Source organism: Streptomyces sp. NPDC085524, assembly GCF_044541755.1.
Taxonomy (GTDB): Bacteria; Actinomycetota; Actinomycetes; order Streptomycetales; family Streptomycetaceae; genus Streptomyces.
On record NZ_JBITTH010000009.1, the window covers coordinates 219,237 to 244,495 of the forward strand.

Genomic DNA, 25,259 nt, shown 5'->3' on the forward strand with positions numbered 1-25,259 from the left:
TCAGGCCACCGCCCGGCGGACCGCCGCCACGACGGAGGCGGGCTGGGGCAGGGCGGCCTCCTCCAGCTGCCGGGCGTAGGGGATCGGTACCTCCTGGCTGCACACCCGCTGGACGGGCGCGTCGAGGTCGTAGAAGGACTGCTCCGTGATGCGGGCCGCGATCTCCCCCGAGATGCTGCCGCTGCGCCAGCCCTCGTCGACGATGACGGCCCGGTTGGTGCGCGCGACGGACTCCAGCACCGTGGCGTCGTCCAGGGGCCGCAGGGACCGCAGGTCCACCACCTCCGCGCTGATGCCGTCCTGGGCCAGCTCCTCCGCCGCGGCCAGGGCCTTGGGCAGCGAGCCGCCGTACGTGATCACGGAGACGTCCGTGCCGGACCGGCGGACCGCCGCCGAGTCGAGATCGACGGAATCGATCGTGCCGTCCAGCACGCCCTCCTCGTTGTAGAGGCTCCCGTGCTCGAAGAACACGACGGGGTCGGGGTCGTCGAGGGCCGCGGCCAGCATGTGCCGGGCGTCGTCCACGGTGGCGGGGGTGAGCACCCGGATGCCCGGGATATGGGCGTACCAGCTCTCCAGGCTGTGGGAATGCTGGGCGGCGAGCTGCCTGCCCGCCCCCGTCGTCATACGGATCACGATCGGTACGTTCAGCTGCCCGCCGGACATGTGCAGCAGGGTGGCCGCGTTGTTCATGATCTGGTCGAGGGCGAGCAGGCTGAAGTTCACGGTCATGATCTCGACGACAGGGCGCAGCCCGCCCAGCGCGGCACCGATGCCGGCCCCCACGAAAGCGGATTCCGACAGCGGGGTGTCGCGGATCCGGTCGGGCCCGAACTCCTCCAGCAACCCCAGGCTCACCCCGAAGCAACCGCCGTACCGGCCGACGTCCTCTCCCATGAGGAAGACCCTGTCGTCGCCGCGCAGCGCCTCCCGCAGCCCTTCCCGCAGGGCCTCCCGGTAGGTCGTGCGGGCGGCCGCGGCTCCATCCGCCGACCGGCGCGCGCTCACGTCGCCCTCCCGGGAGTGCTCGTCACGAACCTCAACAGGTCGGTGACGGGTTCGTAGGGGGCGGCCTCCGCGGCGCGTACGGATGCGTCGATCTCGGTGGTCACGTCCTCCTCCAGCTGCTTCATGGCCCTGTCGTCCATGGTTCCGGCGGTACGCATCGTCCTCTCCAGGCCGTCCAGCGGGTCACGCGTCTTCCACTGCGCTATCTCGTCCTTGTTGCGGTACCGGTCCGGGTCGTACATGGAATGGGCGCGGAAGCGGTAGGTCCGTGCCTCCAGGAAGTGCGGGCCGCCGCCCGCCCGGACGGACTCCGCCGCCCGCCGTGCGGCGGCTTCGACGGCCAGCACGTCCATGCCGTCGACCGTCCAGGCGGGCATACCGTACGACGCGGCGCGCATCGCGAGGTTCGTTTGCGCGTGTTCCCGCGCCAGACTGGTCCCCATGGCGTACAGGTTGTTCTCGCAGACCAGCAGGAGGGGCAGCTGCCACAGGGCGGCGAGGTTGGCCGTCTCGTGGAACTCGCCCTCCGCGTAGGCCCCGTCGCCGAAGAAGCAGCACGTCACCCGTTCGGCGCCGCGCATCCGGTCCGCGAGCGCCAGGCCGGCGGCCAGGGGCAGCCCTCCGGCGACGATGGCGTTGCCGCCGTAGAACCGCCGGCCGGCGTCGAACAAGTGCATGGACCCGCCACGGCCACGGCTGCATCCCGTGGCCTTGCCGAACATCTCCGCCATCACGGCGCCGACGGGCACGCCCCGTGCGAGCGCGTGACCGTGCTCGCGGTAGGTGGACACGACGGCGTCCTCCTCGCGGAGGGACTGGCCGACACCGACGGCGACCGCCTCCTCACCGATGTACAGGTGGACGAACCCGCGGATCTTCGCCGCGCTGTAGAGCTCGACGCAACGTTCCTCGAACCGGCGGATCAGCAGCATCTGCCGCAGCAGCTCCAGTTGATGGTCACGTCCGGGGTGGGGATCGCCGTCCTGGGCCGCATGCGGCTGACGACGGCCGCCGGGACGCTTCGGGCCGGGGGCCCTCCTGGTGGTGGCGTTCATGGCCGGGCCTTTCCTCGCGCTGCTCAGGCAGGACTTTCCAGGGTGGACAGATCGCCCTCGGGCAGGCCGAGTTCACGGGCCCGCAGCAGGCGGCGCATCACCTTGCCGCTGCGGGTCTTGGGGAGGTTCTGATCGAAGTCGATCTCACGCGGGGCCACTGCGGGCCCGAGCCGCTGCCGGGCGAACGCGAGCAGTTCGCGCTTCAGCGCGTCCGCCGCCTCATAGCCGGGCCGCAGCGAGACGAAGGCCTTGACCACGGCCCCCACGACCGGGTCCGGGCGGCCGATCACCCCCGCCTCCGCCACGGCCGGATGCTCCATCAGCGCGCTTTCGACTTCGAACGGCCCGATGAGGTGACCGGCGGATTTGATCACGTCGTCGGCACGCCCCACGAACCAGAACCAGCCGTCCTCGTCGCGCTTGGCCAGATCGCCGGTGAGGTACCAGCCGTCGGCGAAGCAGGCCTCGTACCGGGCGCGGTCGTCCAGGTAGCCGCGGAACATCGAGGGCCAGCCCGGCCGGAGTGCCAGTTCACCCTCCACGCCCGGTCGGCCCACCGGGCGCACGTGGCCGTCGGTGACCGCCGCACGGCCGTCCTGCCCGCGCTCCAGGACCGCCGCGTGCACGCCGGGCAGGGGGCGCCCCATGGAGCCGGGGCGGATGTCGCTGGAAGCGTAGTTGGCGATCATGATGGCGCCGGTTTCCGTCTGCCACCAGTTGTCGTGCACGGGGAGGCCCAGGACCTCTTGCCCCCACAGCACGGCTTCGGGGTTGAGCGGCTCGCCGACGCTGGCGATGAAGCGGAGGGCGGAGAGGTCGTACGGGCCGGGAAGGCCACTGCCGCTGCCGCGCGGCGTGGCCCGCATGAGCATCCGGATCGCCGTGGGAGCGGTGTACCAGACCGCGACGTCCTGCGTGTCGAGGATCCGGTACCAGCGGTGCACATCGAACTCGCCCTCGTCCACCACCAGGGTGGCACCGTGTGAGAGAGGGGCGATGATCCCGTACGAGGTGCCAGTCACCCAGCCGGGGTCGGCCGTGCACCAGTACACGTCCTGGGGGCCGAGATCCAGGGCGAAGGACGCAGTGGCATGGTGGGCCACGACCGCGTCGTGGACGTGAACCGCCCCCTTGGGCGTGCCGGTCGTTCCACTCGTGAAGTGGAGCAGGGCCATGTCCTCGGGGTCGGTCGGCGGCACCGTGAACACCGGCGAGGCCTGCGCCATGAGGTGTTCGAGTACGCGGGTGCCCGCCGGAGGGTCGGTGACGGCGCCGACCAGCAGTACGTGCGCCAGGCCGGGAAGCAGCGGTCGGATCGCCTCGACCTTGCGCCGGTACAGGGCCTCGGTGGTCACCAGGACCCGGGCGTCGCCGAGCGCGAGCCGCTGCCGCACCGGTTCCGGGCCGAAGGCCGAGAACAGCGGGCACAGCACACGTCTGGCACGGAGTGTGCCCAGAACGGCGGTGTACAGCTCCCGGCGCCGGCCCAGCAGAGTGAAGACACGCTCCTGAGGGGCCGTCCCCAAGCCGGTGAGGACGTTGGCGAAACGGGACGTGTCGGCGGCGAGGTCCGCGTAGCTCACGCTGGTGACGGAATCGTCGGCGGCGACGCAGCGCAACGCCTCCCACGCGCCGTGGCCGGCCTCGACGTGCCGGTCGACCGCCTCGAATCCCATGTTGAGGCCGCCGCCGTCCGGCAGACCGCTCAGCCACGTCCGGGCCTCGCCCCAGGTGAACGCCGCGCGCGTCCGTTCGTAGTCCGAGAGCCGCCAGGTGTCGTGCGGGTGGCGTTCCTTGGTGATGATCGGGTAGGTCATGACGGCTCCTCGTCCACCACGAGGCCTGATGGCGGTGCGCAACCACCATCCGCCGGATGCGGCGCGTCGGGGGAGGGCCGAACGGGCCCGGGCGGGGACCGCTCGGTCCCGTTCGGTGCCGGCCCGGGTCGGCGCGGAGCGTCACCCGGCTTGACCGGTCAGCTCTTGGAGGGCGACGTGTTGCCGTCGTGCCCCTGCTCGTGGGCCTGTGCGGCGATCACCGCCGCCTGGACCCGGCGTTCGACGCCGAGCTTGCCCAGCAGCCGGGAGATGTGGTTCTTGACGGTCTTCTCGGACAGGTAGAGCCGTTTGGCGATCTGGCGGTTGGTGAGGCCGTCTCCGATCAGTTCCAGGATCGCTCGTTCCCGTTCGGAGAGCGTGGTCAGCCGGGTGTCCTCGGGCAGCCGGGCCGAATCCGGGTCGCGCAACGAGTGCATCAGACGGGCCGTGGTCGCAGGGTCGAGCATCGACTGGCCGGTGGCGACGGTGCGAACCGCGGACACCAGGTCGGAGCCGTTGATCTGTTTGAGCACGTACCCGGCCGCCCCTGCCATGATCGCGTCCAGCAGGGCGTCCTCGTCGTCGAACGACGTCAGCATCAGGCATGCCAGCCCCGGCATTTGGGAGCGCAGCTCCCGGCACACGGTGATGCCGTCGCCGTCGGGCAGACGCACGTCGAGGACCGCGACGTCCGGGCGCAGCGCGGGCCCGCGTGCCAGCGCCTGTTCCGCGGTGGCCGCCTCACCGACGACGGTGATGTCCGCCTCCGCTTCGAGGAGGTCCCGCAGCCCCCGCCGGACCACCTCGTGGTCGTCGAGCAGGAACACCTTGATCGGGACCTCGGAGGAGCCACCTGCTACGTCGGACATGTTCGCCGCCTGATCCGGACTGCGTTACGCATGCTTCCACCCGAATTGTCTCAGCACGGGGCCGGTACGCGCCTGCGAGACACCCCCCCGGGTCGCAGTCGTCACGACGGAAGCGCCGCGCCTGCCTACGCGGTGGCCGAGACCGCGCCGTCGAGTTCCATCCGCACGTCCACGACCCCCTCGACGGCGCTGATGGCGCGCGCGAGCAGCGGTACCAGGGCCCGGTCGTGCAGTCGGCCCCGAAGGGTGACGACCCCGTCCTGCACCGAGAAGTCCAGGGTGAGGCCCGGTGCGAGCTCGGCCAGTACGGCCCGGCGGATCTCCTCCTCCAGTTCCTCGTCGGGGCGCAGGAAGACCTTCAGCAGGTCGCTGCGGCTCACGACGCCTTCCAGCATGCCGACCCCGTTGACCACCGGAAGGCGCTTGACGTGCTTGCGGGCCATGATGCGGGCCGCTTCGGCGATGCCGGCATCCGGGTGGACCGTGATGGCCGGGCTCGTCATCAGCTCCTCGGCGAGTACGCCTCCGGCCTTTGAGGCTTCCTCCAGCTGGTCCGGCAGGCGGGGCTGCTCGCGGCGGAACTCCTCCTTCGGCAGCAGGTCGGCCTCTGAGACGAGCCCCACGACACGGCCCTCGCCTTCCAGCACGGGGACCGCACTCACCTTCCACTCGTGCATCAGCTCGACGATCTCCTTGTACGAAGCCTCACGGCCTATGGCGATGGCCGTGTGCGTCATGACGTCACTGACGGTGTAGCGCGATGCGGGCATGACCGGCTCCTTAGCCGTTGTCCGGGCAGTGTCTGCGCCGCTCCTGACCTCGCGGTCCGGTCGGACCCTTCCATTCGAGCACTCCGGCTCGCGCCGTCCCAGGGCCTGTGGGGCCATGGGGAGGTCCGATCGGCCCATGGGACCGGGGGTGCGGCTTCCACCGCGGGCGGCCGTGACGCTCTGCCCCGGTCGGCCGACCACCGCGCCCCCGGGGCGGATCGCCCCGAGTCGATGCCGATGTGGTCGATGCCCGGGGCCGATGGGGGCAAGCAGGGGACCCGGTCGGCCCCTTCGACGGCAACGTCCGGTGCCTACGCTGGTGATGGTCTGCGAGGCGAGTACGGGAGTCGCCCCCGAGGAGTCGGGCAGTGCGGCACGGCCGGGCCGTCGGCTGAAGCGGCCCGTCGCGGTTGACGGCCCCGGGCCTGCCGCCGGGTGAGGGACCTCGCCCCGCAGGCCTTGAGGCGCCGGTCGTAGCGTCTTCGCCGGACGCCGGAAGGCGCTCGGGGACGGCGTGGGAGGAACCATGACTCCGACATTCGTACTGGGCCGGATCGCGGGAGTCCGGGTGGGTGTGCACTGGAGCATCCTGGCGATCTTCACGCTCATCGCACTGGGTCTGGCGCAGGGGCGACTGCCCGAAGTGTCCCCGGGGCGCGCCTGGTGGGCCTACTGGCTCGTAGGGCTGCTGACCGCGGCCCTCTTCTTCGCGTCCCTGCTCGCCCACGAACTGGCCCACGCGCTGGTGGCCCGGCGCAACGAGGTGGCGGTGGACGGCATCGTTCTGTGGCTTCTGGGCGGGGTGGCCAGGCTCAGAACGGAGGCGTCCACACCCGCCGCCGAGCTGCGCATCGCGGGAGTCGGACCGCTCGTCAGCCTGGGGCTGAGTGCGCTCCTCGCACTTGTGGCGTGGCTGGTCGACAGTACGGCGGGGCGAGGTCTGGTGAGTGAAGCCCTGGTCTGGCTCGCGGTGATCAACCTTCTTCTGGCGCTGTTCAACTCCGTGCCGGCCGCTCCGCTGGACGGAGGCCGGCTGCTGCGGGCCTTCCTCTGGTGGAAGACCGGGGACCGCGCACGGGCCACGGCCGGTGCGACCGCGGCCGGGCGCGGGTTCGGCTGGTTCCTCCTGCTGGCAGGACTGCTGTTGTTCGCGCGCGGCGACCTGGTCGGCGGGCTGTGGCTCGTCATGATCGCCTGGTTCCTGATCGCCGCGGCGACCGCGGAGGGCCGGCAGGCGCAGGTGCGAGCCGTGCTGGCGGGCGTGACCGTGCGGCACGCCATGACGCCCTCCCCGGTCACCGTGTCCGCCGACCTGACCATCGCGGACCTCCTGGCGGATCCCCGCTACCGCTACCGCCACTCGGCCTTCCCCGTCGTCGGCGCTGACGGACGCTCCCCGGAGGGCCTGCTCACGCTCGCCGCGGCAAGCAGGGTGGCCGAGGCGCAGCGCGGGGTGACGACGGTGCACGAGGTCATGGTCCCGCGGTCGGAAGCCGTCGTGGCCCGACCTGACGACCAGCTCGTCGACATGCTGCCGAAGATGCTCTCAGGTGGTACCGGACGGGCCCTCGTCATCGACGACAGCGGCAGCCTGGTCGGCATCGTCGCGTCCTCCGACATCAGCCGCACCGTCTCCTGGCTGATGACTGCCCCCACCGGCAAGCACACTCCTGGCGACAGGGGTCGCAGCGACACCTGGTGAGGCGGCCCCGCACGGACCGTGGGGTGTGAACCCCGCGATCCGGCTCGCCGGGCCATACGGTCCGGCCACCACACTTGATCACATCGCAGGATCGGGCGGGGGAGCCGGACCGCGCTCGCGCCGCTGACCACCGGGACGGAGAATTGGAGGGAAGGACCGGTACAGGACGCGAACGTGATCGAAGCCGTTCGCTGAAGCGGCGGGCCGGATGCACAGCGCAGGCCGCAGGTACTGACCCGGGGAAGGAGGAAGCCGTGGCGACCGCACGAGAAATCATGCACAAGGGTGCGTCCTGCGTGAAGGAAGAGGAGACGCTCATGGACGCGGCGCGTCGCATGAGCGAACTGGGGGTGGGATCACTCCCGATCTGCGGGCCGGACGACCGGCTCCACGGGATCATCACCGACCGCGACATCGTCGTGAAGTGCCTGGCGAAGGGCAAGGATCCCCACCACATGACGGCAGGAATGCTCGCCCAGGGCAAGCCGTACACGGTTGCAGCGGATGCGGACACCGGACAGGTCCTGCAGATCATGCAGGAGCACCGCATCCGACGACTGCCCGTCATCGAAGACCACCGGCTGGTCGGCATGATCAGCGAAGCCGACCTGGCCCGGCACCTCACGGAAGAACAGGTCGGTCATTTCGTCGAGACCGTCTGCACCGCCTCCTGACTGCCGTCGGCGCGGCATACCACGTGACTCGATGGCGAAGACCGCCGTGGCACCTTCCGTTGCCGTAGGCAGGACGCGGGGGCGACGTTCGGCCGTGGAGCAGGAGCCGGATGTGGGTGACAGAGCCCGGGCTGAGATGGGCCCGACCGTCGATGGTGTGGCGCACGTGCTTCAGTTGGCCCATGACGCGTTGCGCCTGGCCACGGCCGTGCTCGTGGGGAGCGGGCCTGGTGCGGAGCGGGAGATGGCCGAGCTCGGAAGGGCCTTGACCGCGCTGCGGAACAGCGCCGACGATCTTGATGTGGCTGATGAGGCTGCAGATCTGCGTTCCGTCCTCACCGGTCTGTACGTCGGTCAGGACGTGGGCCGTATCGGCCTGCTGACCCGCCAGGTGGGCGACATCGCGTGGGAGCGGCGATCGACGCGTCCGCTTCCCGAGGTGGTCCGGCGACCCGTGCGAGACATGGGCGAATCATGTCTCAGGTTGATCGGCCGGACGAGTGACGTCGTCGCACTCGCTGCCCCCCATGCCGTTGTCGGCAGGGAGCTGGCGGACATCAGCCGTCGTCAGGAGGCGTTGAGCCGTCTGCTGCTGGAAGGGGACCTGACGATCGTGGCGGCAGATGCCGTCGATGCGGCAGTGATCGGCCGCTGTTACGAGGAATGTGCTTACCGGGCAGTCGCCGTGGCCCGACAGGCGGCCATGCTCCGGGAGACCGTGCCCGGGCGGTGACCCGTCCGGGTGAAGCGTCAGGGCAGGCCTGCCAAGGAAGTCTGGTCGAGGATCAGTTGCCAGGCGGCTTCGTGCAGGACGAGGCCGCCGTGGGTGACGATCATGGCGGCCAGGACCGGATCGGTCGGGTCGATCTGCAGTGTGCCGTCCCGCACGATGCGCTCGAGCAGTGCCGTGACACTGCGCGCGTACGCCGTGGAAGCGGCTGCGGGGATGTGCTGAAGGAGTCCGCCGGCGCCGATGACGGTGACGCCGGAACCAGCGGTCGACATGCCCTCGGCCCGGACACCCTCGACGACGCCGCCGTCCGGGCCCGCGGCCGTATCGACGGCGACGGATCCCGGACGCATCCCCGCCATCGCTCGGGCGGTCACCCGGACCGGCGCTCGCCGCTCACCTCCGGGCCGAATGGCTGCGACGACGATGTCGACGTCCCTGAGCAGGAAGGGGTGAACCGGCGCGCCCCCAGGGTCGTCGACGGCGCGGACCCGGGCGCCGAGGCGGCGGAGGGTTTCGGCCGCCTGTCGTGCGGCGGCACCCGACCCGATCACGCAGGCCCGCGCCGCGCCGGGCGAGCCGGGCTCCGGCGCGGCCGACAGGGGGCGTCCGAAGCGGTCGGCTGCGAGGAGTGCCGCCTGATGGCCGATGAGCCGGTCCTGAGAGGCGGCAGCGTCCATCGAGCGGGCCGCCGGCAGCGTGGCCGGTGCGAGATCGAGACCGACGGTGGTGAGCCCCTCGTCCGCCCACCGCCGGACCTGGAAGGGAATGCTCAGCGGGTCCAGGAGCGCGACCAGCACCTGCCCCTGCCGGAACCGGCCGCCCGCCGGGACGACCGGCGGCCCTATACCGACCAGGATGTCGGCCCGGGCGAAGACCGCATCGCGTGTGGCGATGTCGGCTCCCGCTTCCCGGTAGAGGCGGTCGGGTATCGAGGCGGATGCGCCGGCCCCGGACTCGACGAGCACGTGCAGCCCGAGTGCCCGCGCCGGGCCGACGAGGTCAGGCACCAGCGCGACCCGGTTCTCGTCCGGCGCCGCCTCCCGGCACACGCCCATCGTCAGGTAACTCAACCGGCCACCTCCACGCGAGTTCCACACCCAGTATGGATCTCGGCCCCAGCGAGTCGCGCCGTCACCGGATGAGCTCAGAGGGTCATGCTGAGTGCGCGACGGTGGTCCGGCTCAGGCAGGAAAGGACGGCGTATGGCCCCCGCTACCGGTCTCGGCTGGCAGTTCTGGATCGACCGCGGTGGCACCTTCACCGACATCGTCGCCCGGACCCCGGACGGCCGTCTCCTTTCCCGGAAGCTCTTGTCCGAGAACCCGGCCCGCTATCGCGACGCGGCCGTCGCGGGGATCCGCATGCTGCTGAGGCTGGAGCAGGGCGAAGCGATGCCCCGCACCACGATCGACGGGGTGCGGATGGGCACCACTGTGGCCACCAACGCGTTGCTGGAACGCACGGGCGAGCGCACCGCGCTGGTCATCACGCGTGGATTCCGCGATGCTCTGCGCATCGGCTACCAGAACCGTCCCCGCCTCTTCGACCGGGAGATCATCCTCCCGGAGGCCCTGTACGAGCGGGTCATCGAGGTCGTCGAACGCGTCACCGGCGAGGGTACGGTGCTGCATCCGCCCGATCTGGACGGCCTCGCCATCGAGCTGAGCCGTGCGTACGACGACGGCATCCGCGCCGTTGCCGTGGTGTGTCTGCACAGCGCGCTGCATCCAGGGCACGAGAGGGTGATCGGAGAACTGGCCGAGCGCATCGGATTTCCCCAGATCTCGCTGTCGAGCGAGGTGAGCCCCCTGGTGAGGCTGGTACCCCGTGGGGACACCGCGGTCGTCGACGCCTACCTTTCCCCCGTCCTGCGCCGCTACGTCGAGCAGGTAGCAGGCCAGATGGGAGGCGTGCGGCTGATGTTCATGCAGTCCAACGGCGGCCTGGCCCAGGCAGGGCACTTCCGGGGCAAGGACGCCATCCTGTCCGGCCCGGCCGGCGGCATCGTCGGGATGGCGCGGCTGTCGCAGCTGGCCGGCTTCGACAAGGTCATCGGCTTCGACATGGGCGGCACCTCCACCGACGTCTCCCACTTCGCGGGAACCTACGAGCGGGTGTCCACCTCCCCCGTGGCGGGAGTACGCCTCCAGGCCCCCATGCTCGACATCCACACCGTCGCGGCGGGAGGCGGGTCCATCCTGCACTTCGACGGCAGCCGCTACCGCGTCGGCCCCGATTCCGCCGGGGCATCCCCCGGGCCAGCCTGCTACCGCGCGCAGGGTCCGCTGACGGTGACCGACGCCAACGTGATGCTCGGCCGCATCCAGCCGACCTGGTTCCCCAGCGTTTTCGGACCGGACGGAGATCAGCCCATCGACCACGAGGTCGTACGTCGAGGGTTCACCGAACTCGCCGGGGAGATCCGCTCGAGCTCCGGCGACCGGCGGTCACCGGAACAGGTGGCCGAAGGCTTTTTGCAGGTGGCGGTGGCGAACGTGGCGGCCGCCGTCAAGCGGATCTCCGTGCAGCGGGGACACGATGTGACGGGGTACGCACTGACGTCCTTCGGAGGGGCCGGCGGCCAGCACGCGTGCGCCGTCGCCGATGCCCTGGGGATCCGTACCGTCCTCGTACCCCCCATGGCCGGGGTGCTCTCCGCCCTGGGCATCGGCCTCGCCGACACCACCACCTTGCGCGAGCGGTCCGTCGAACTGCCCCTCGCAGAGGCCGGCATGGGACGTCTGCGCCTCGTCGCCGACGAACTGGAGGCCGAAGCACGCGCCGTGCTGCACGACGAGGCTGTCCCCGCCGAACGCGTCCGTGTCACGCACACCGCACGGCTGCGGTACGACGGCACCGATACGACGGTCGCGGTGGCACTCGCCGACGTTCCGGCAATGACCGCGGCATTCGAGGCGAGGCACCGGACGATGTACTCGTTCCTTCTGGACCGCCCTGTCATCGTCGAAGCCGTTTCGGTCGAAGCGACGGGTCTCACCCCGCAACCCGATCTGAGCCGGCTCGCCGAGACCGGCCCGGCCGGCGACGACATGCTCCCGGGCACCGCCCCCCTGTACACGGACGGCACGTGGCGTGACGTGCCCCTGAGGCAGCGTGGACGTCTGCGTCCCGGCACCCTCGTGACCGGCCCCGCTGTGATCACCGAGCCCCACGCGACGACGGTGGTGGACTTCGGCTGGCAGGCGACCGTTACCGACGCCGGACATCTGCTCGTCGAACGCGCGACCGCGCCGACCGAGGCTGACGTGGGGACCACGGCGGACCCCGTCATGCTGGAGATCTTCAACAACCTTTTCGTGTCGATCGCCGACCAGATGGGAGCACGGCTGGCTTCGACGGCCCAGTCCGTCAACATCAAGGAGCGGCTTGACTTCTCCTGCGCGCTGTTCGACCCGGACGGCAACCTGGTCGCCAACGCACCGCACATCCCGGTGCACCTCGGTTCCATGGGTACCGCGGTCAGGGAGGTCCTCCGCCGCCGGTCCGGGACGATGCGGCCCGGTGAGGCCTACGCGGTCAACGACCCCTACCACGGTGGCACCCACCTGCCCGACGTCACCGTGGTGACCCCGGTCTTCGACGAGCGGGGCGAGGTTCCCGGAGCGGAGATCCTGTTCTTCGTCGCCTCACGCGGCCATCATGCGGAGATCGGTGGACTGACTCCCGGATCGATGCCCGCGAACAGCCGGGAAATCGACGAGGAGGGCGTCCTGTTCGACAACTGGCTGCTCGTCGAGGGCGGCCGGCTGCGGGAGGCCGAGACCCTCGAACTCCTGGCCCGGGCGCCCTACCCGTCGCGCGACCCCGCAACCAACCTGGCCGACCTGAGGGCCCAGATCGCGGCCAACCGCAAGGGCGTCGAGGAAGTCGGCAAGATGATCGACCACTTCGGTCTGGACGTGGTGGCGGCGTACATGCGTCACGTCCAGGACAACGCGGAGGAGGCCGTCCGCAGGGCGGTCGTGACCCTCGATGACGGCGCATACCGCTACGAGACGGACTCCGGGGCGGTCATCTGCGTCCGGGTGACGGTGGATCGGCAGGAACGGTCGGCGACGATCGACTTCACGGGCACGTCCGCCCAGTTGAGCACCAACTTCAACGCACCCACGGCCGTGGTGAATGCCGCCGTGCTCTACGTCTTCCGCACCCTGCTCGCCGAGGACATCCCGCTCAACGACGGCTGCCTCAGACCCCTGCGGATCATCGTCCCGCCCGGTTCCATGCTCGCGCCCGTCCATCCCGCTGCCGTGGTGGCCGGCAACGTCGAGACGTCCCAGGCGATCACAGGGGCCCTCTACGCTGCTCTGGGCTCACAGGCCGAGGGCAGCGGGACCATGAACAACGTGACCTTCGGCAACGAACGGCACCAGTACTACGAAACCGTGGCCTCCGGCTCCGGCGCCGGACCTGGATTCGACGGGGCATCGGCCGTGCAGACCCACATGACCAACTCCCGCCTCACCGACCCCGAAATCCTCGAACTGCGCCTTCCCGTCCTGGTGGAAGGGTTCTCCATCCGTGCCGGCAGCGGCGGCGCAGGACGCTGGCGGGGCGGTGACGGCGCCGTGCGCCGGCTCCGCTTTCGCGAACCGATGACGGTCAGCACCCTGTCCGGCCACCGCAGGGTCCCGCCGTACGGCATGGCCGGAGGTCACCCCGGCGCACTGGGCGCCAACCGGGTGGAGCGAGCCGATGGCAACACCTCGCCGATGGCGGCGTGCGACTCCGTAGCGGTGCTGCCCGGTGACCTGCTGGTCGTCGAAACACCCGGGGGAGGTGGCTACGGCAAACCTGACCAAGCTACCGAACAAGGGCCTCGAGGGCGCAGACCAGGAGGATGAGCATGTTCCCGGAGGCCCGGAGGCCCGGAGGCCCGGAGGCCCGGAGGCCCGGAGGCCCGGAGGCCCGGAGGAGCTGAGCCCTCCCCGTCGGGGGTGCTCCCCGGCGGAGGTCGACGGCAGTCGGGGCCGCTCCGGTGTCGGCCGCGCACCACGGTGGCATGTTCAAGGCCCGCCGGGTAGGCGGAGGCGTTTGAGGGCGAGGGCGTTGACGGCGACGATGACGCTGGAGCCGGACATGGACAGGGCCGCGATCTCGGGGCGGAGGATCAGGCCGGTGGCGGGTTCGAAGACGCCGGCGGCGATCGGCAGGGCGATGGCGTTGTAGCCGATGGCCCAGCCGAGGTTCTGCCGCATTTTGCGCAGGGTGCCCCGGCCGATGCGCAGGGCGGTGGGCACGTCGAGGGGGTCGGAGCGCATCAGGACGAGGTCGGCGGTCTCGATGGCGACGTCGGTGCCGGCTCCGATGGCGATGCCGAGGTCGGCCTGGGCGAGTGCGGGGGCGTCGTTGACGCCGTCGCCGACCATGGCGACCTTGCGGCCGCCGCGCTGGAGCTCGGCGATGGTGGCGGCCTTGTCTCCGGGGAGGACCTCGGCGATGACGGTGTCGATGCCCAGGCGTTGGGCGATCCGTTCGGCGGTGGCCCGGTTGTCGCCGGTGAGCATGACGACCTCGACGCCCAGGGCGTGCAGTTCGCGAACGGCGGCCGCGGAGGTCTCCCGCGGCGCGTCGGCGATGCCGATGAGGGCGGCGGCCCGGCCGTCGATCACGGCGATGACGACGGTTCGGCCGGTGGCGGCGAGCTCGTCCCGCCGGGCTGCCAGTCGGCCGAGGGCCATGCCTTCGCGTTCGGCCAGTCGGCGGTTGCCCACGGCGATCCGGTGGCCGTCCACCACGGCGGTCGCGCCATGGCCGGGCACGTTCTCGAAGTGGCGGGCCTGCTCCGGTGCCACGCCGCGTGACTCGGCGTGGCGTACGACCGCCTTGGCGAGCGGGTGCTCCGATTCCCGCTCGACCGCCGCGACCAGCCGCAGGACCTCGTCCTCCGAGCGGCCCGGTGTGGTGATCACCTCGGTGACCTCGGGTTCGCCCCTGGTGAGGGTGCCGGTCTTGTCCATGACCACGGTCCGGATCCCCGCGGACGCCTCCAGCGCCATGGCGTTCTTGAACAGGACCCCCCGCTTGGCGCCCAGCCCGGTGCCGACCATGATCGCGGTGGGGGTGGCGAGGCCCAGCGCGTCGGGGCAGGTGATCACGACGACCGTGATGGCGAACAGCATGGCCTCGCCGAAGGGCCGGTCGGAGGCCAGCAGCCAGACGGCGAGGGTGAGCGCGCCGCCGACGAGGGCGACGAAGACCAGCCAGAACGCTGCCCGGTCGGCGAGCCGCTGGCCCGGAGCCTTGGAGTTCTGTGCCTCCTGGACCAGCTTGACGATCTGGGCCAGGGCCGTGTCCGCGCCCACCTTGGCCGCCCGTACCCGCAAGGTGCCGTTGGCGTTGAGGGTGGCACCGACCACGGCGGAGCCGGGCGCCTTGTGGACCGGCAGGCTCTCCCCGGTCACGGTCGACTCGTCGACCTCGCTCTCGCCGTCCTCCACGACCCCGTCCGCGGCGATCTTCGTACCGGGCCGCACGAGCAGGAGGTCGCCGACGGCGACCTCGGCGGTGGCGACCTCGACCGGTTCGCCGTCCCGCAGCACGACGGCCTTGGGCGGGGCGAGGTCCAGCAGGGTGCGGATGGCGTCGTTGGCGCCGCCGCGGGCGCGCATCTCGAACCAGTGGCCGAGGAGCACGAAGGACGCCAGTACGGTGGCGGCCTCGTAGAAGACCTCCCCGCCGCCGGTGAGCGTGACGATCAGCGAATAGAGCCAGCCGGCGCCGACGGCGACCGCCACCAGCACCATCATGTCCAGTGTCCGGGCGCGCAGGGCCCGTACGGCGCCGGTGAAGAAGATCGAGCACGAGTAGAAGACCACCGGCAGGCTGAGCAGGAGCGCCCAGACGTCCTGGCGGAGGCCGAACGGTACGGGCGCGTGCCAGCCGAATACCTCCTCGCCGATGGGCGACCAGATCAGGATCGGTACGGAGAACAGCGCCGCGACGAGGAAGCGGTTGCGCATGTCGGCCACCATCGCCGCCATCGACATCCCCGCATGGCCGCCGTGGCCGTCGTGGTCCGCCGCTCCCGGTGGCGGGCGCGTGTCCTGCGGCCCGTGCCCGGCGTGCGCGGGCGGCCCGGGCTGTACGGCTTCGGCCGAGCTCGCGGGACCGGGTGGGTCGGGCTCCTCCATCGGGTCACAGATTTGGGTCGGCACCGACTGGCCGGCGCAGTGGTAGCCGCACTCGGTCACCCAGCCGCGCAGCTCGGCCAGCGAGGTCCGCCCCGGGTCGAAGACGACCGTGGCCGATTGCGCCACGGGGTTGACCTCTACGTCCAGGACGCCCGGCCGGCGACCGAGCACTGCGGCGACCGTGCTCTGCTGGGTCGCGCGGATCATGCCCCGCACGTCCAGCACCGCCGTGCTGCGCTCCTTGCCCCCACTGCTCGGCTCCAGGTCCTGCCGGTGGCGCATGCCCCTTCACCTCCCAGCTGTGCGGGGGCCCGACCCGACGGGGACGCTTTCCTTCGCCTGACAACAGCCTCTGCCCGGCACGACGCCGCCGCAACGGCAGACGGCCCCATGGCCGCACGGCGGACCGACCTCCGGCTCGGTCGGTGGCGCGGTGTGTTCACGTCGATCCCTTATGGTGCGCGCGGACCGCAGAGCATCCGCCGCGGCCGGGACTGCAAGGAGTGACGAAGTTGAGCAGCACGCCCTCGCCCGCCCCTGGGGCGCCGGAGCAACTCCAGCGGCGTCTCGGGGTGCCGGACGCGGTGATGATCGGGCTGGGGTCGATGATCGGCGCCGGGATCTTCGCCTCCCTGGCCCCCGCCGCCCGCGCCGCCGGCTCCGGCCTGCTCATCGGGCTCGCCTGTGCCGCGGTCGTCGCCTACTGCAATGCCACGTCCTCCGCGCGGCTCGCCGCCCTCTACCCCGCCTCCGGCGGCACCTACGTCTACGGGCGCGAGCGCCTCGGCGACTTCTGGGGCTACCTGGCGGGCTGGGCGTTCGTCGTGGGCAAGACGGCTTCCTGCGCGGCCATGGCCCTGACCGTCGGCTCGTACCTGTGGCCCGGCCAGGCCCACGCCGTCGCGGTCGCCTCCGTGGTGGCGCTGACCGCGGTCAACTACACCGGCGTACAGAAGTCCGCCCTCGTGACACGCGTGATCGTGGCCTTGGTCCTGGCCGTCCTCGCCGCCGTGGTGGTCGCCTCCCTCACCTCCGGCACCGTGGACGCGACCCACCTGGACGTCGGCACGGACGCCACCTTCGGCGGCGTGCTCCAGGCGGCCGGACTGCTGTTCTTCGCGTTCGCCGGTTACGCCCGCATCGCCACTCTCGGCGAGGAGGTCCGCGACCCGGCCCGCACCATTCCCCGCGCCATCCCGATCGCGCTCGGCATCACCCTCGTCGTCTACGCCGTCGTCGCCGTATCCGTCCTGCTGGTCCTCGGCCCCGACGGCCTGGCCGCCGCAGAGGCGCCCTTGACGGACGCCGTCCGGGCAGCGGGGGCCGGCTGGCTGGCACCGGTCGTACGCATCGGCGCGGCGATCGCCGCCCTCGGCTCGCTCCTCGCCCTCATCCTCGGTGTCTCGCGCACCACTCTGGCCATGGCCCGCGACCACCACCTTCCCCACGCCCTGGCTGCCGTTCACCCGAAGTTCAAGGTCCCCCACAGGGCCGAACTCCTCGTCGGCGCCGTCGTCGCCGCGGTGGCCGCGACCGCGGACGTGCGCGGAGCGATCGGGTTCTCCTCCTTCGGTGTCCTCGCCTACTACGCCATCGCCAACGCCTCCGCCCGGACCCTGACCCCGGCCGAAGGCCGCCCCGCCCGGATCATCCCCGTGGTCGGCCTTGTCGGCTGCCTCGTCCTGGCCTTCGCGCTCCCGCTGTCCTCGGTCACCAGCGGAGCAGCCGTACTCGCCGCCGGAGCCACCGCATACGGACTGCGGCGTGCACTGACCCGATAGCGCCACCCCACATGAAAGCGTCGGCAAGCAGCTGCCCCGTCCTGCCCGGCTGGCGACGCGGCTTGAGGCCCCTGATCTCACCCGGCACGATGCCGACCGGGAGTAGGGCACCACGGACCGCCTCGAAGCTCCCCGTACCGGCCCGCAGCCTGGGCAGCGACCCCGGATCGCTCTCCTTCAACCGCCCCGGCGGGGGCGGTCGGGTGGTGGCATGGGTGTGGTCCACATCCTCGGGACGGGAAGTGTGGCGACGGGCACCATGTGCCGTTGACCTGGGCGTTTCTATGGTGTGGCGACACGGAATCGTCCCCGCCCCCAGTCCGGAAGTGGTACTCATGGCCGCCCCTGCCACACCGTCAGCGAGCCCCGGCAACATCAGGAGAATCGTCGCCGCCAGCCTCGTCGGGACCACCATCGAGTGGTACGACTTCTTCCTCTACGGCTCCGCCGCCGCCCTCGTCTTCAACAAGCTCTTCTTCCCCAGCAGCGAACCCCTGGTCGGCACCCTCCTCGCCTTCCTCACCTACGCCATCGGCTTCGCGGCCCGCCCCCTCGGCGGTGTGGTCTTCGGTCACTACGGCGACAAGATCGGCCGCAAGAAGCTCCTCATCATCAGCCTCGTCATGATGGGCGGCGCCACCTTCGCCATGGGCCTGCTGCCCACCCACGCGAGCATCGGCGTCGGCGCGCCGGTCCTGCTCACCCTGCTGCGGCTGATCCAGGGCTTCGCCCTCGGCGGTGAGTGGGGCGGTGCGGTCCTGCTCGTCTCCGAACACGGCGACGACGAGAACCGGGGCTTCTGGGCCTCCTGGCCGCAGGCCGGCGCCCCCGGCGGGAACCTGCTCGCCACCGGTGTCCTCGCGCTGCTGGCCGCCGTCCAGTCCGACGAGGCGTTCCTCGCCTGGGGCTGGCGCATCCCCTTCCTGCTCTCCGGGGTCCTCGTCGTGATCGGCCTGTGGATCCGGGTGTCGGTCGCCGAGTCGCCCGTCTTCCTCGAAGCGCAGGCCAGGGCCGCCGAACAGGCCGCTGCGGGCGCCAAGGAGAAGCTCCCCGTCGCCGAGGTGTTCCGTACGAACTGGCGCGGGGTCCTCACCGCGATCGGCACCCGCCTCGGCGAGAACATCTCGTACTACATCCTCACCGCGTTCCTCCTCGTCTACGTCACCACCCACCTCGGACTGTCGAAGAGCGACGGCCTGAACGCCGTCCTCATCGGCTCCGCCGTCCACTTCGTCACCATCCCGGCCTGGGGCGCGCTCTCCGACCGCATCGGCCGCCGCCCGGTCACCCTGATCGGCTCGGTCGGCATGACCGCATGGGCCTTCGCGTTCTTCGCGATGCTGGACACGAAGTCGTTCCCGGCGATTGCCGCCGCAGTTACGGTCGGACTGCTCTTCCACGGCGCCATGTACGGTCCGCAGGCGGCCTTCATCTCCGAGATGTTCGACACCACCGTCCGCTACTCCGGGGCCTCCATGGGTTCCCAGCTCGCCTCGATCGTCGGCGGCGCCCTCGCCCCGATCGTCGCGGTCGAACTCCTCAAGGAGTACGACGCGTCCCTGCCCGTCTCGCTCTACCTGGCGGCCGCGGTCGTCATCACCACGCTGACCGTCCTCGTCGCCAAGGAGACCCGCGGCCGCAGCCTGGCCCGGAACCACACCGCGGCCGACGCCGCGATCCCCGCCGGCCGCCGGGCCGATCACCGGTCGGCCTCCGCCACCGGATGAGCCGCGCGCCCCTCGCGTCCGCCCGGCACGGGGCGCGATGCGGGGGGCCGGTGCCGTCCCGCACCCGTCCGACCGCACGCGACCACGGAGACCCCCATGCCCAGCACCGTGAAGGATCCCGGCACCGGGCAGCCCTGGTCCGCCCTGCGGCACCTCCTCGACCTCCTCGCACAGGGCGCGCCGCCCGAGCACTTCAACCGCCCCGCCGAGGAGGCCGCGGAGGCGGGCGCGGACGCGGCCGAGTCCGAGGCGATCGCGGAAGCCACCAGGGTGGCACTGCGGATCCGGCGCACCCTCAGCCAGCACCGGCGCCGCGAGGCCGAACTGGCTGCCCTCTTCGACACCGCCGGAGACCTCGCCGCACTCCGGGACCTGGACGCCGTCCTGAGGGCGATCACCCACCGGGCCAAACTCCTCCTGGGCACGGACGTCACGTACCTGTCCCTCAACGACGACGAAGCCGGCGACACCTACATGCGGGTCACCGACGGCTGCGTCTCCGCCGCGTTCCAGCAGGTGCGCCTCGGGATGGGGGAGGGCCTGGGCGGCCTCGTCGCCGAATCCGCCCGCCCCTACACGACCGGCGACTACCGCGACGACACCCGGTTCAAGCACACCGGAACGATCGACAGCGCCGTCATCGAGGAGGGACTGCACGCCATCCTCGGCGTACCGCTGCGCCTGGGCACCCGGGTGATCGGGGTCCTCTACGCCGCGGACCGCACCGCCCGCACCTTCGGCCCCGACGAAGTCGCACTCCTCTCCTCGCTGGCCGACCATGCGGCCATCGCCATCGACAGCGCCCGTCTGATGGACGAGACGCGCACGGCCCTGGTCGACCTCAACGAGGCCTCGCAGACCATCGAGGCGCACAGCGAAGCCGTACGGCGCGCCGAGGACGCCCACGACCGGCTCACCGACCTCGTGCTCCGGGGCGGCGGCATCACCGACGTCGCCACCGCCATCGGCGGCATCCTCGGAGGCGGCACCCTCATCCACGACGCGGACGGAGCCGAACTGGCCCGGGCGGGCGCCGAAGCGCTCCTGCCGCCCCCGCAGGCCGTGGCCGCCTCACGGGCCGGGGGACGCGCCGTGCCCGTGGGCGGAACCTGGGTCTGCGCCGTACTCGCCGGCCACGAACTCCTCGGCAGCATCGCCCTCACGGGCCGGCCCGACCTCGGCGAGGCGGACCGCCGCCTCTTCGAACGCGCCAGCGTCGTCACGGCCCTGCTCCTCCTCCTGCGCCGCTCCGTCGCGGAGACCGAGGACCGCATCCGCGGCGAACTCCTGGGGGACCTCCTCACCCGGGCCGCGGACCCGGGCACCCTCTCGGCCCGCGCCCGGCGGCTCAAGGTCGACCTGGGCCACCCGCACACGGTCTTCGTCCTGCACGCGCCCGCCGTCCCCCGGCCCCGGCTCCTCGCCGCGGCCGCCCGCACCGCCCAGGCCCGCCGCGGACTGGCAGGCACGCACCACGAAGAGGTGGTCCTGGTGTGCCCCACCGACACGCCGAGCGCCTGCGCCGCGCACCTGGCGGAGGAACTGGGCCCGGCCGTCGCCGCACCGGTCACGGTCGCCGCCGCAGGACCGGTCACCGGACCGGAAGGCTTCGCCGACGCCCACGCGGAGGCCCTGCGCTGCCTGTCCGCCCTACGGGCCCTCGGCCACGAGGGGCGCGGGGCGGTCCTTGCCGACCTCGGCTTCGTCGGCGTGCTCCTCGGAGACCAGGCGGACCTGCGCGGCTACATCCGCCAGACCCTCGGCCCGCTCCTCGACTACGACGCCAGACGCGGCACCGACCTCCTGCACACCCTCCGGGTGTACTTCGCCGCCGGGATGAACCAGACGAAGGCCCGCGAGGCGCTGCACGTCCACATCAACACGGTCGTCCAGCGCCTGGACCGCATCGGCCAAGTGCTCGGCCGGGACTGGCAGCGCCCGGAGCGGGCGCTCGAGCTCCAGCTCGCCCTCCGGATCGCCCAGGTGTCCTCCGCCCCCGGCGAGCGTGCCATTCGCCTTCGCCAGTTTGCCTAAAGTGTTTAGGCAAATGCATACTCCTCTTAGGTTGATGGAGGAGGCGGCATGGCAGGGCGGGTGGGGCTGACCCCGGAGCGGCTGGTGCAGGCCGGGGCCGAGCTGGCGGACGAGATCGGCTTCGAGCGGGTGACCCTGTCGGAGCTCGCCCGGCGCTTCGGCGTGAAGGTGGCCAGCCTGTACTCGCACCTGAAGAACTCCCACGACCTGAAGACCCGGATCGCCCTCCTCGCCCTGGAGGAGATGGCCGACCGGGCCGCCGACGCCGTGGCCGGACGGTCGGGCAAGGACGCGCTCGCCGCGTACGCGGGCGTTTTCCGCGGCTACGCCCGGCAGCACCCGGGCCGGTACGCCGCGACCCAGTTCCCCCTCGACACCGAGACCGCCCTGGCCAGTGCCGGCGTACGGCACGCGCGCATGACCCGGGCCATCCTGCGCGGCTACGACCTGGCGGAACCGGAGCAGACCCACGCCGTCCGGCTGCTCGGCAGCCTCTTCCACGGCTACGTCAGCCTGGAGAACGCCGGCGGCTTCAGCCACAGCGACCCCGACAGCCAGGAGAGCTGGGAACGGGCCGTCGACGCCCTCGACTCCCTGCTGCGCAACTGGCCCACCCCCTGACCAGGAGCAGACGATGACCACCGAACCGGACTGGACCACAACCCCGATCACCGCCGATGTGCTGCGCGGCGCCATAGAGCTGGAGCGCACCGCACACGGCCTGCTGCCGCACCGGCTGCCGGCCCGGGCCCGCGCCCAGTGCACCGACGGGCAGCTGGCCATGGCCGAGGCCCAGCCCTCCGGCGTGCGGCTGGCATTCCGTACGGCGGCCACCACCGTCGAGCTCGAATCCCTGCCCACCAAGCGGCTCTACACCGGTGCACCGCCCCGGCCGGACGGCGTGTACGACCTGCTCGTCGACGGCCGCCTCGCCGCGCAGGGCAGCTGCGGCGGCGGCAACGCCCTCGTCATCGACACGAAGGACTGGAGCACGCAATTCCGCCCGGGCGCGCCGGCCGCGGTCCGCTTCACCGACCTGCCCGGCCGCACCAAGGACGTGGAGATCTGGCTGCCGCACGACGAGACCACCGAGCTGGTCGCCCTGCGCACCGACGCCCCCGTGGAGCCGCTGCCCGACCGCGGCAGGCCGGTCTGGCTGCACCACGGCAGCTCGATCAGCCAGGGTTCCAACGCGACGAGCCCCAGCGCCATCTGGCCCGCGCGCGCCGGAGCACTCGCGGGCGCCGAGCTGATCAACCTGGGCTTCGGCGGCAGCGCGCTCCTCGACCCGTTCACGGCCCGCACGATCCGCGACACCCCCGCCGACCTGATCAGCGTCAAGCTGGGCATCAACCTGGTCAACCTCGACCTGATGCGGCTGCGGGCCTTCGGCCCCGCGGTGCACGGCCTCCTCGACACGATCCGCGAGGGGCACCCCACGACGCCGCTGCTCGTCGTCTCACCGATCCTGTGCCCGATGCACGAGGACACCCCGGGCCCCACCGCCGTCGACCCGGCCACCCTCGCCACGGGGCAGGTCACGTTCCGCGCCACGGGCGACCCGGCGGAGGTCGCCGGCGGGAAGCTGACCCTCGGCGTGATCCGCAACGAGCTGGCCCGCATCGTGCGCGAGCGGTCCGCCGACGACGCGAACCTCCACCACCTCGACGGACGGGAGCTGTACGGAACCCCGGACGCGGCCCGACTGCCGCTGCCCGACGACCTCCACCCGGACACCGCCACGCACGCCCTCATCGCCGAGCGCTTCGCGAAGCTGGCCTTCGCGGCGGACGGGCCGTTCTCCGCGCGCCGTTGACCGTGGTGGACTCGGGAAGACGCCGTCACCAAGCTGTGAAACTCCGGCGGGACGATGTGTTCAGCCCAGCGCACCTCGCGCCTCTCACCGGGGGGAACCCATGAGCACCGTCCGCAGAACCGCCGTCCTCCTCGCCGCCGCGTCCGCACTGGCCGCGCTGACGGCCTGCGGGCCCACCGGGGACGACGCGGCGGGCGGGTCCACGCCGCCGCCCGCGAGCCCGACGAAGGCAGCGCCGGCGGCGCCGTCGGCGGCTCCGACGAAGGCCGCGACGCCGGCCAAGCCGAAGCCGAAGCCGACGTCGTCCACCGACCCCGACTACGACGTCTTCCCGTGCAGCACGGCCGACGTGAAGTTCACCGCCACGGTGGCGGACCCCGCGAGCAGCAGCTACCTGCTGAAGGTCACCAACAAGGGCACGAAGCCCTGCAAGGCGCTCGGCCACCCGGTCGTGACCTTCGGCGATCTGGACGGCCACGCCACCGAGCGCGGCAAGGCCCCCGCGATCGAGGACGCGATCCGGCTCGCCCCGGGCGAGACCGCCTACGCCGGACTCATGGGCGGGCCCGACGACGGAAAGGGCAAGACCGTCAACGGCATCTCCCTGACCATGAGCACCGAGTCCGACCTCGAGCAGACGCCCCTCAAGGCCTCCACCCCCGGTCTGTACGTCTCGCCCGACAAGAACTCCGTGACCGCGTGGATGAACAACGCGGAAGACGCGCTCAGCCTGTAGTCCGGGCTCCGCCTACGGCCTGATGTCGTAGAGCAGGTTGAACGGATCCTCCTGCGTGGACCGGGCCACGCTGGTGAATCCCGCTTCGGTGCACAAATCGCGTACGACCGCCTCGGGCATGCCGCAGGTCCCGAGGGCGGCGCCACCGTTCGCGAGCGAGGTGGTCATGCAGTAGAACACGCTGAATCCGTAGTACATCGCGGCGACCGGGCCCACGTTGTCCTCGGGGCGGTCCTTGCAGTTGATCTCGAGCATCAGGTAGTCGCCGTCGTCCTCGACCGCGGCCCTGATGGAGGCGAGGAGCCGCTTCGGCTCCGCCGCGTCGTGGATGACGTCGAAGGTGGTGACCAGGCCGTAACGGCCGGGGATCCCCCGGGCGGCGTCCACCGTCTCGAAGCTCACCCGGTCGGCGACGCCCGCCTCCTCCGCGTTCGCCCGGGCGCGCTCCACCTGGGCCGGGAAGTTGTCGAACCCCGTGAAGCGCGAGCGGGGAAAGGCCTTCGCGAGCACGATCAGGGCACGGCCCGCCCCGCACCCCACGTCCGCGACGTCGATGCCCCGCTCCAGCCGCTCGACGACACGGGGGAAGGTGCTCAGCCAGTCGTCGACCATCACGCTCTCGTACCATCCGCCGGTGAACCGGCTCATGCCGTCCCACAGGGCGTCCGGATAGGCGTCCTGCCCCACGCCGCCCCCGCTCCGGAACGCCTCGGCGAGGCGCTCGTACGGGGCCAGGGCAGCGGGCATGAACTGGTAGACGCCGCCCAGGAACATGGGACCCGACTCGTCGGCCAGGGCGGGCACGTGCTCGGCGGGGAGGAGGAAGCGGCCGGGCTCCGGCTCCTCCAGGTAGCCCGCGGCGGTGAGCCCGCGCAGCCACTCGCGCACGTAGCGCTCGTCGAGGTCCAGCCGGTCCGCGAGTTCCCGGCTGCCGGCCGGGCCGTTGGCCGCGAGGTCCTTGAACAGGCCCAGCCGGTCGCCCAGATGACACAGGCCGACGGTCATCGTCCCGCTGAGGTCCCCGAGTGCCTTCTCCATGAAGGCCCCGGCCTTCGCCTCGTCCCATCCGCCCTGCCCCGCCACGGTGTCCCTCCCGGCCGTCGAGCACGGTCACGGGGTGTGACCGGCCCGGCAAGCGAAGCACCGGCCCGCTCCCTCGCACCGCCGCCACGACCGAAGGGCGCGCCCGGGCCGGCTTCCGTCACCCGATCCGCGTACGCCGGGGGTCGGTACGATGCCCGGTCCGGCCGCCTCCGCCTGACCGCATCCGCGTTCGCCCGACCGCCCGCGTCACCACGTCCCGCGGCGCCTGCGGACCCGTCGCACGGGCCGCAGGCGCCCCGGGGCCGTGACTTTTGTACTGCCGGTGTCCGTACAAGCGCA

At 71.7% G+C, this 25,259-nt stretch carries 18 protein-coding genes; 10 read left to right on the forward strand and 8 right to left on the reverse strand.

From position 1 onward, the window contains the following. The 5 genes from ACIGFK_RS16395 to ACIGFK_RS16415 form a co-directional block, all read right to left on the reverse strand. Positions 1-1,008 (reverse strand): alpha-ketoacid dehydrogenase subunit beta, encoded by a 1,008-nt coding sequence (locus ACIGFK_RS16395; protein WP_376655234.1) that lies wholly within the window; start codon positions 1,006-1,008, stop codon positions 1-3. Further along, positions 1,005-2,063 carry a pyruvate dehydrogenase (acetyl-transferring) E1 component subunit alpha gene (gene pdhA, locus ACIGFK_RS16400; RefSeq protein ID WP_376655233.1) on the reverse strand — a complete coding sequence of 353 codons (1,059 nt, stop codon included), beginning with the start codon at positions 2,061-2,063 and terminating at the stop codon, positions 1,005-1,007. The genes ACIGFK_RS16395 and pdhA overlap by 4 nt, the downstream gene beginning before the upstream one ends. Before the next feature lie 23 nt (positions 2,064-2,086). Then, positions 2,087-3,880 carry an acetate--CoA ligase gene (gene acsA, locus ACIGFK_RS16405; RefSeq protein WP_376655232.1) on the reverse strand — a complete coding sequence of 598 codons (1,794 nt, stop codon included), beginning with the start codon at positions 3,878-3,880 and terminating at the stop codon, positions 2,087-2,089. Between the two features lie 158 nt (positions 3,881-4,038). Next, entirely contained in the window at positions 4,039-4,749 is a 711-nt protein-coding gene (locus tag ACIGFK_RS16410) for a response regulator (protein ID WP_376655231.1), read from the reverse strand. A gap of 125 nt (positions 4,750-4,874) precedes the next feature. Continuing rightward, a complete protein-coding gene (locus ACIGFK_RS16415) occupies positions 4,875-5,519 on the reverse strand; it encodes a CBS domain-containing protein (RefSeq protein ID WP_376655230.1) in 645 nt (214 codons plus the stop codon). A 526-nt stretch (positions 5,520-6,045) separates the two neighbouring features. On the opposite strand from ACIGFK_RS16415, the gene ACIGFK_RS16420 reads away from it, so the two are divergent. The 3 genes from ACIGFK_RS16420 (at position 6,046) to ACIGFK_RS16430 (ending at position 8,628) form a co-directional block, all read left to right on the forward strand. Further along, on the forward strand, positions 6,046-7,221 hold the full coding sequence (locus ACIGFK_RS16420) for a site-2 protease family protein (RefSeq protein WP_400052262.1): 1,176 nt from the start codon (positions 6,046-6,048) through the stop codon (positions 7,219-7,221). 254 nt (positions 7,222-7,475) lie between these two features. After that, a complete protein-coding gene (locus tag ACIGFK_RS16425; RefSeq protein ID WP_386462984.1) occupies positions 7,476-7,895 on the forward strand; it encodes a CBS domain-containing protein in 420 nt (139 codons plus the stop codon). 112 nt (positions 7,896-8,007) lie between these two features. Next, positions 8,008-8,628 (forward strand): hypothetical protein, encoded by a 621-nt coding sequence (locus ACIGFK_RS16430; protein WP_376655227.1) that lies wholly within the window; start codon positions 8,008-8,010, stop codon positions 8,626-8,628. Positions 8,629-8,645: 17 nt separating this feature from the next. Here the strand turns inward: ACIGFK_RS16430 and ACIGFK_RS16435 are convergent, their stop codons facing one another. Beyond that, positions 8,646-9,698 carry a hypothetical protein gene (locus ACIGFK_RS16435; RefSeq protein ID WP_400052265.1) on the reverse strand — a complete coding sequence of 351 codons (1,053 nt, stop codon included), beginning with the start codon at positions 9,696-9,698 and terminating at the stop codon, positions 8,646-8,648. A gap of 132 nt (positions 9,699-9,830) precedes the next feature. Here ACIGFK_RS16435 and ACIGFK_RS16440 point away from each other — a divergent pair, with 132 nt between their 5' ends. Next, positions 9,831-13,493 carry a hydantoinase B/oxoprolinase family protein gene (locus ACIGFK_RS16440; RefSeq protein WP_400052267.1) on the forward strand — a complete coding sequence of 1,221 codons (3,663 nt, stop codon included), beginning with the start codon at positions 9,831-9,833 and terminating at the stop codon, positions 13,491-13,493. Positions 13,494-13,655: 162 nt separating this feature from the next. On the opposite strand, the gene ACIGFK_RS16445 is transcribed toward ACIGFK_RS16440, so the two are convergent. Further along, on the reverse strand, positions 13,656-16,064 hold the full coding sequence (locus ACIGFK_RS16445; RefSeq protein WP_400052269.1) for a heavy metal translocating P-type ATPase: 2,409 nt from the start codon (positions 16,062-16,064) through the stop codon (positions 13,656-13,658). Positions 16,065-16,294: 230 nt separating this feature from the next. Between ACIGFK_RS16445 and ACIGFK_RS16450 the strand changes: the two genes are divergently transcribed. From ACIGFK_RS16450 to ACIGFK_RS16475, 6 genes are all read left to right on the forward strand, one after another. After that, a complete protein-coding gene (locus ACIGFK_RS16450; protein WP_376655223.1) occupies positions 16,295-17,563 on the forward strand; it encodes an APC family permease in 1,269 nt (422 codons plus the stop codon). A 335-nt stretch (positions 17,564-17,898) separates the two neighbouring features. Further along, positions 17,899-19,290 carry an MFS transporter gene (locus ACIGFK_RS16455; RefSeq protein WP_376655222.1) on the forward strand — a complete coding sequence of 464 codons (1,392 nt, stop codon included), beginning with the start codon at positions 17,899-17,901 and terminating at the stop codon, positions 19,288-19,290. Between the two features lie 96 nt (positions 19,291-19,386). Beyond that, complete coding sequence (locus ACIGFK_RS16460; protein WP_400052271.1) at positions 19,387-21,324, forward strand: helix-turn-helix domain-containing protein; 1,938 nt, start codon at positions 19,387-19,389, stop codon at positions 21,322-21,324. Between the two features lie 48 nt (positions 21,325-21,372). Beyond that, on the forward strand, positions 21,373-21,945 hold the full coding sequence (locus ACIGFK_RS16465; RefSeq protein WP_400052274.1) for a TetR/AcrR family transcriptional regulator: 573 nt from the start codon (positions 21,373-21,375) through the stop codon (positions 21,943-21,945). A gap of 13 nt (positions 21,946-21,958) precedes the next feature. Beyond that, complete coding sequence (locus ACIGFK_RS16470; protein ID WP_400052276.1) at positions 21,959-23,140, forward strand: GDSL-type esterase/lipase family protein; 1,182 nt, start codon at positions 21,959-21,961, stop codon at positions 23,138-23,140. Positions 23,141-23,240: 100 nt separating this feature from the next. Further along, positions 23,241-23,876 (forward strand): DUF4232 domain-containing protein, encoded by a 636-nt coding sequence (locus tag ACIGFK_RS16475; protein ID WP_400052278.1) that lies wholly within the window; start codon positions 23,241-23,243, stop codon positions 23,874-23,876. Positions 23,877-23,888: 12 nt separating this feature from the next. On the opposite strand, the gene ACIGFK_RS16480 is transcribed toward ACIGFK_RS16475, so the two are convergent. Further along, positions 23,889-24,959, reverse strand: a complete 1,071-nt coding sequence (locus ACIGFK_RS16480) for a methyltransferase domain-containing protein (protein ID WP_376655217.1) — start codon at positions 24,957-24,959, stop codon at positions 23,889-23,891. Positions 24,960-25,259 lie beyond the last annotated feature (300 nt).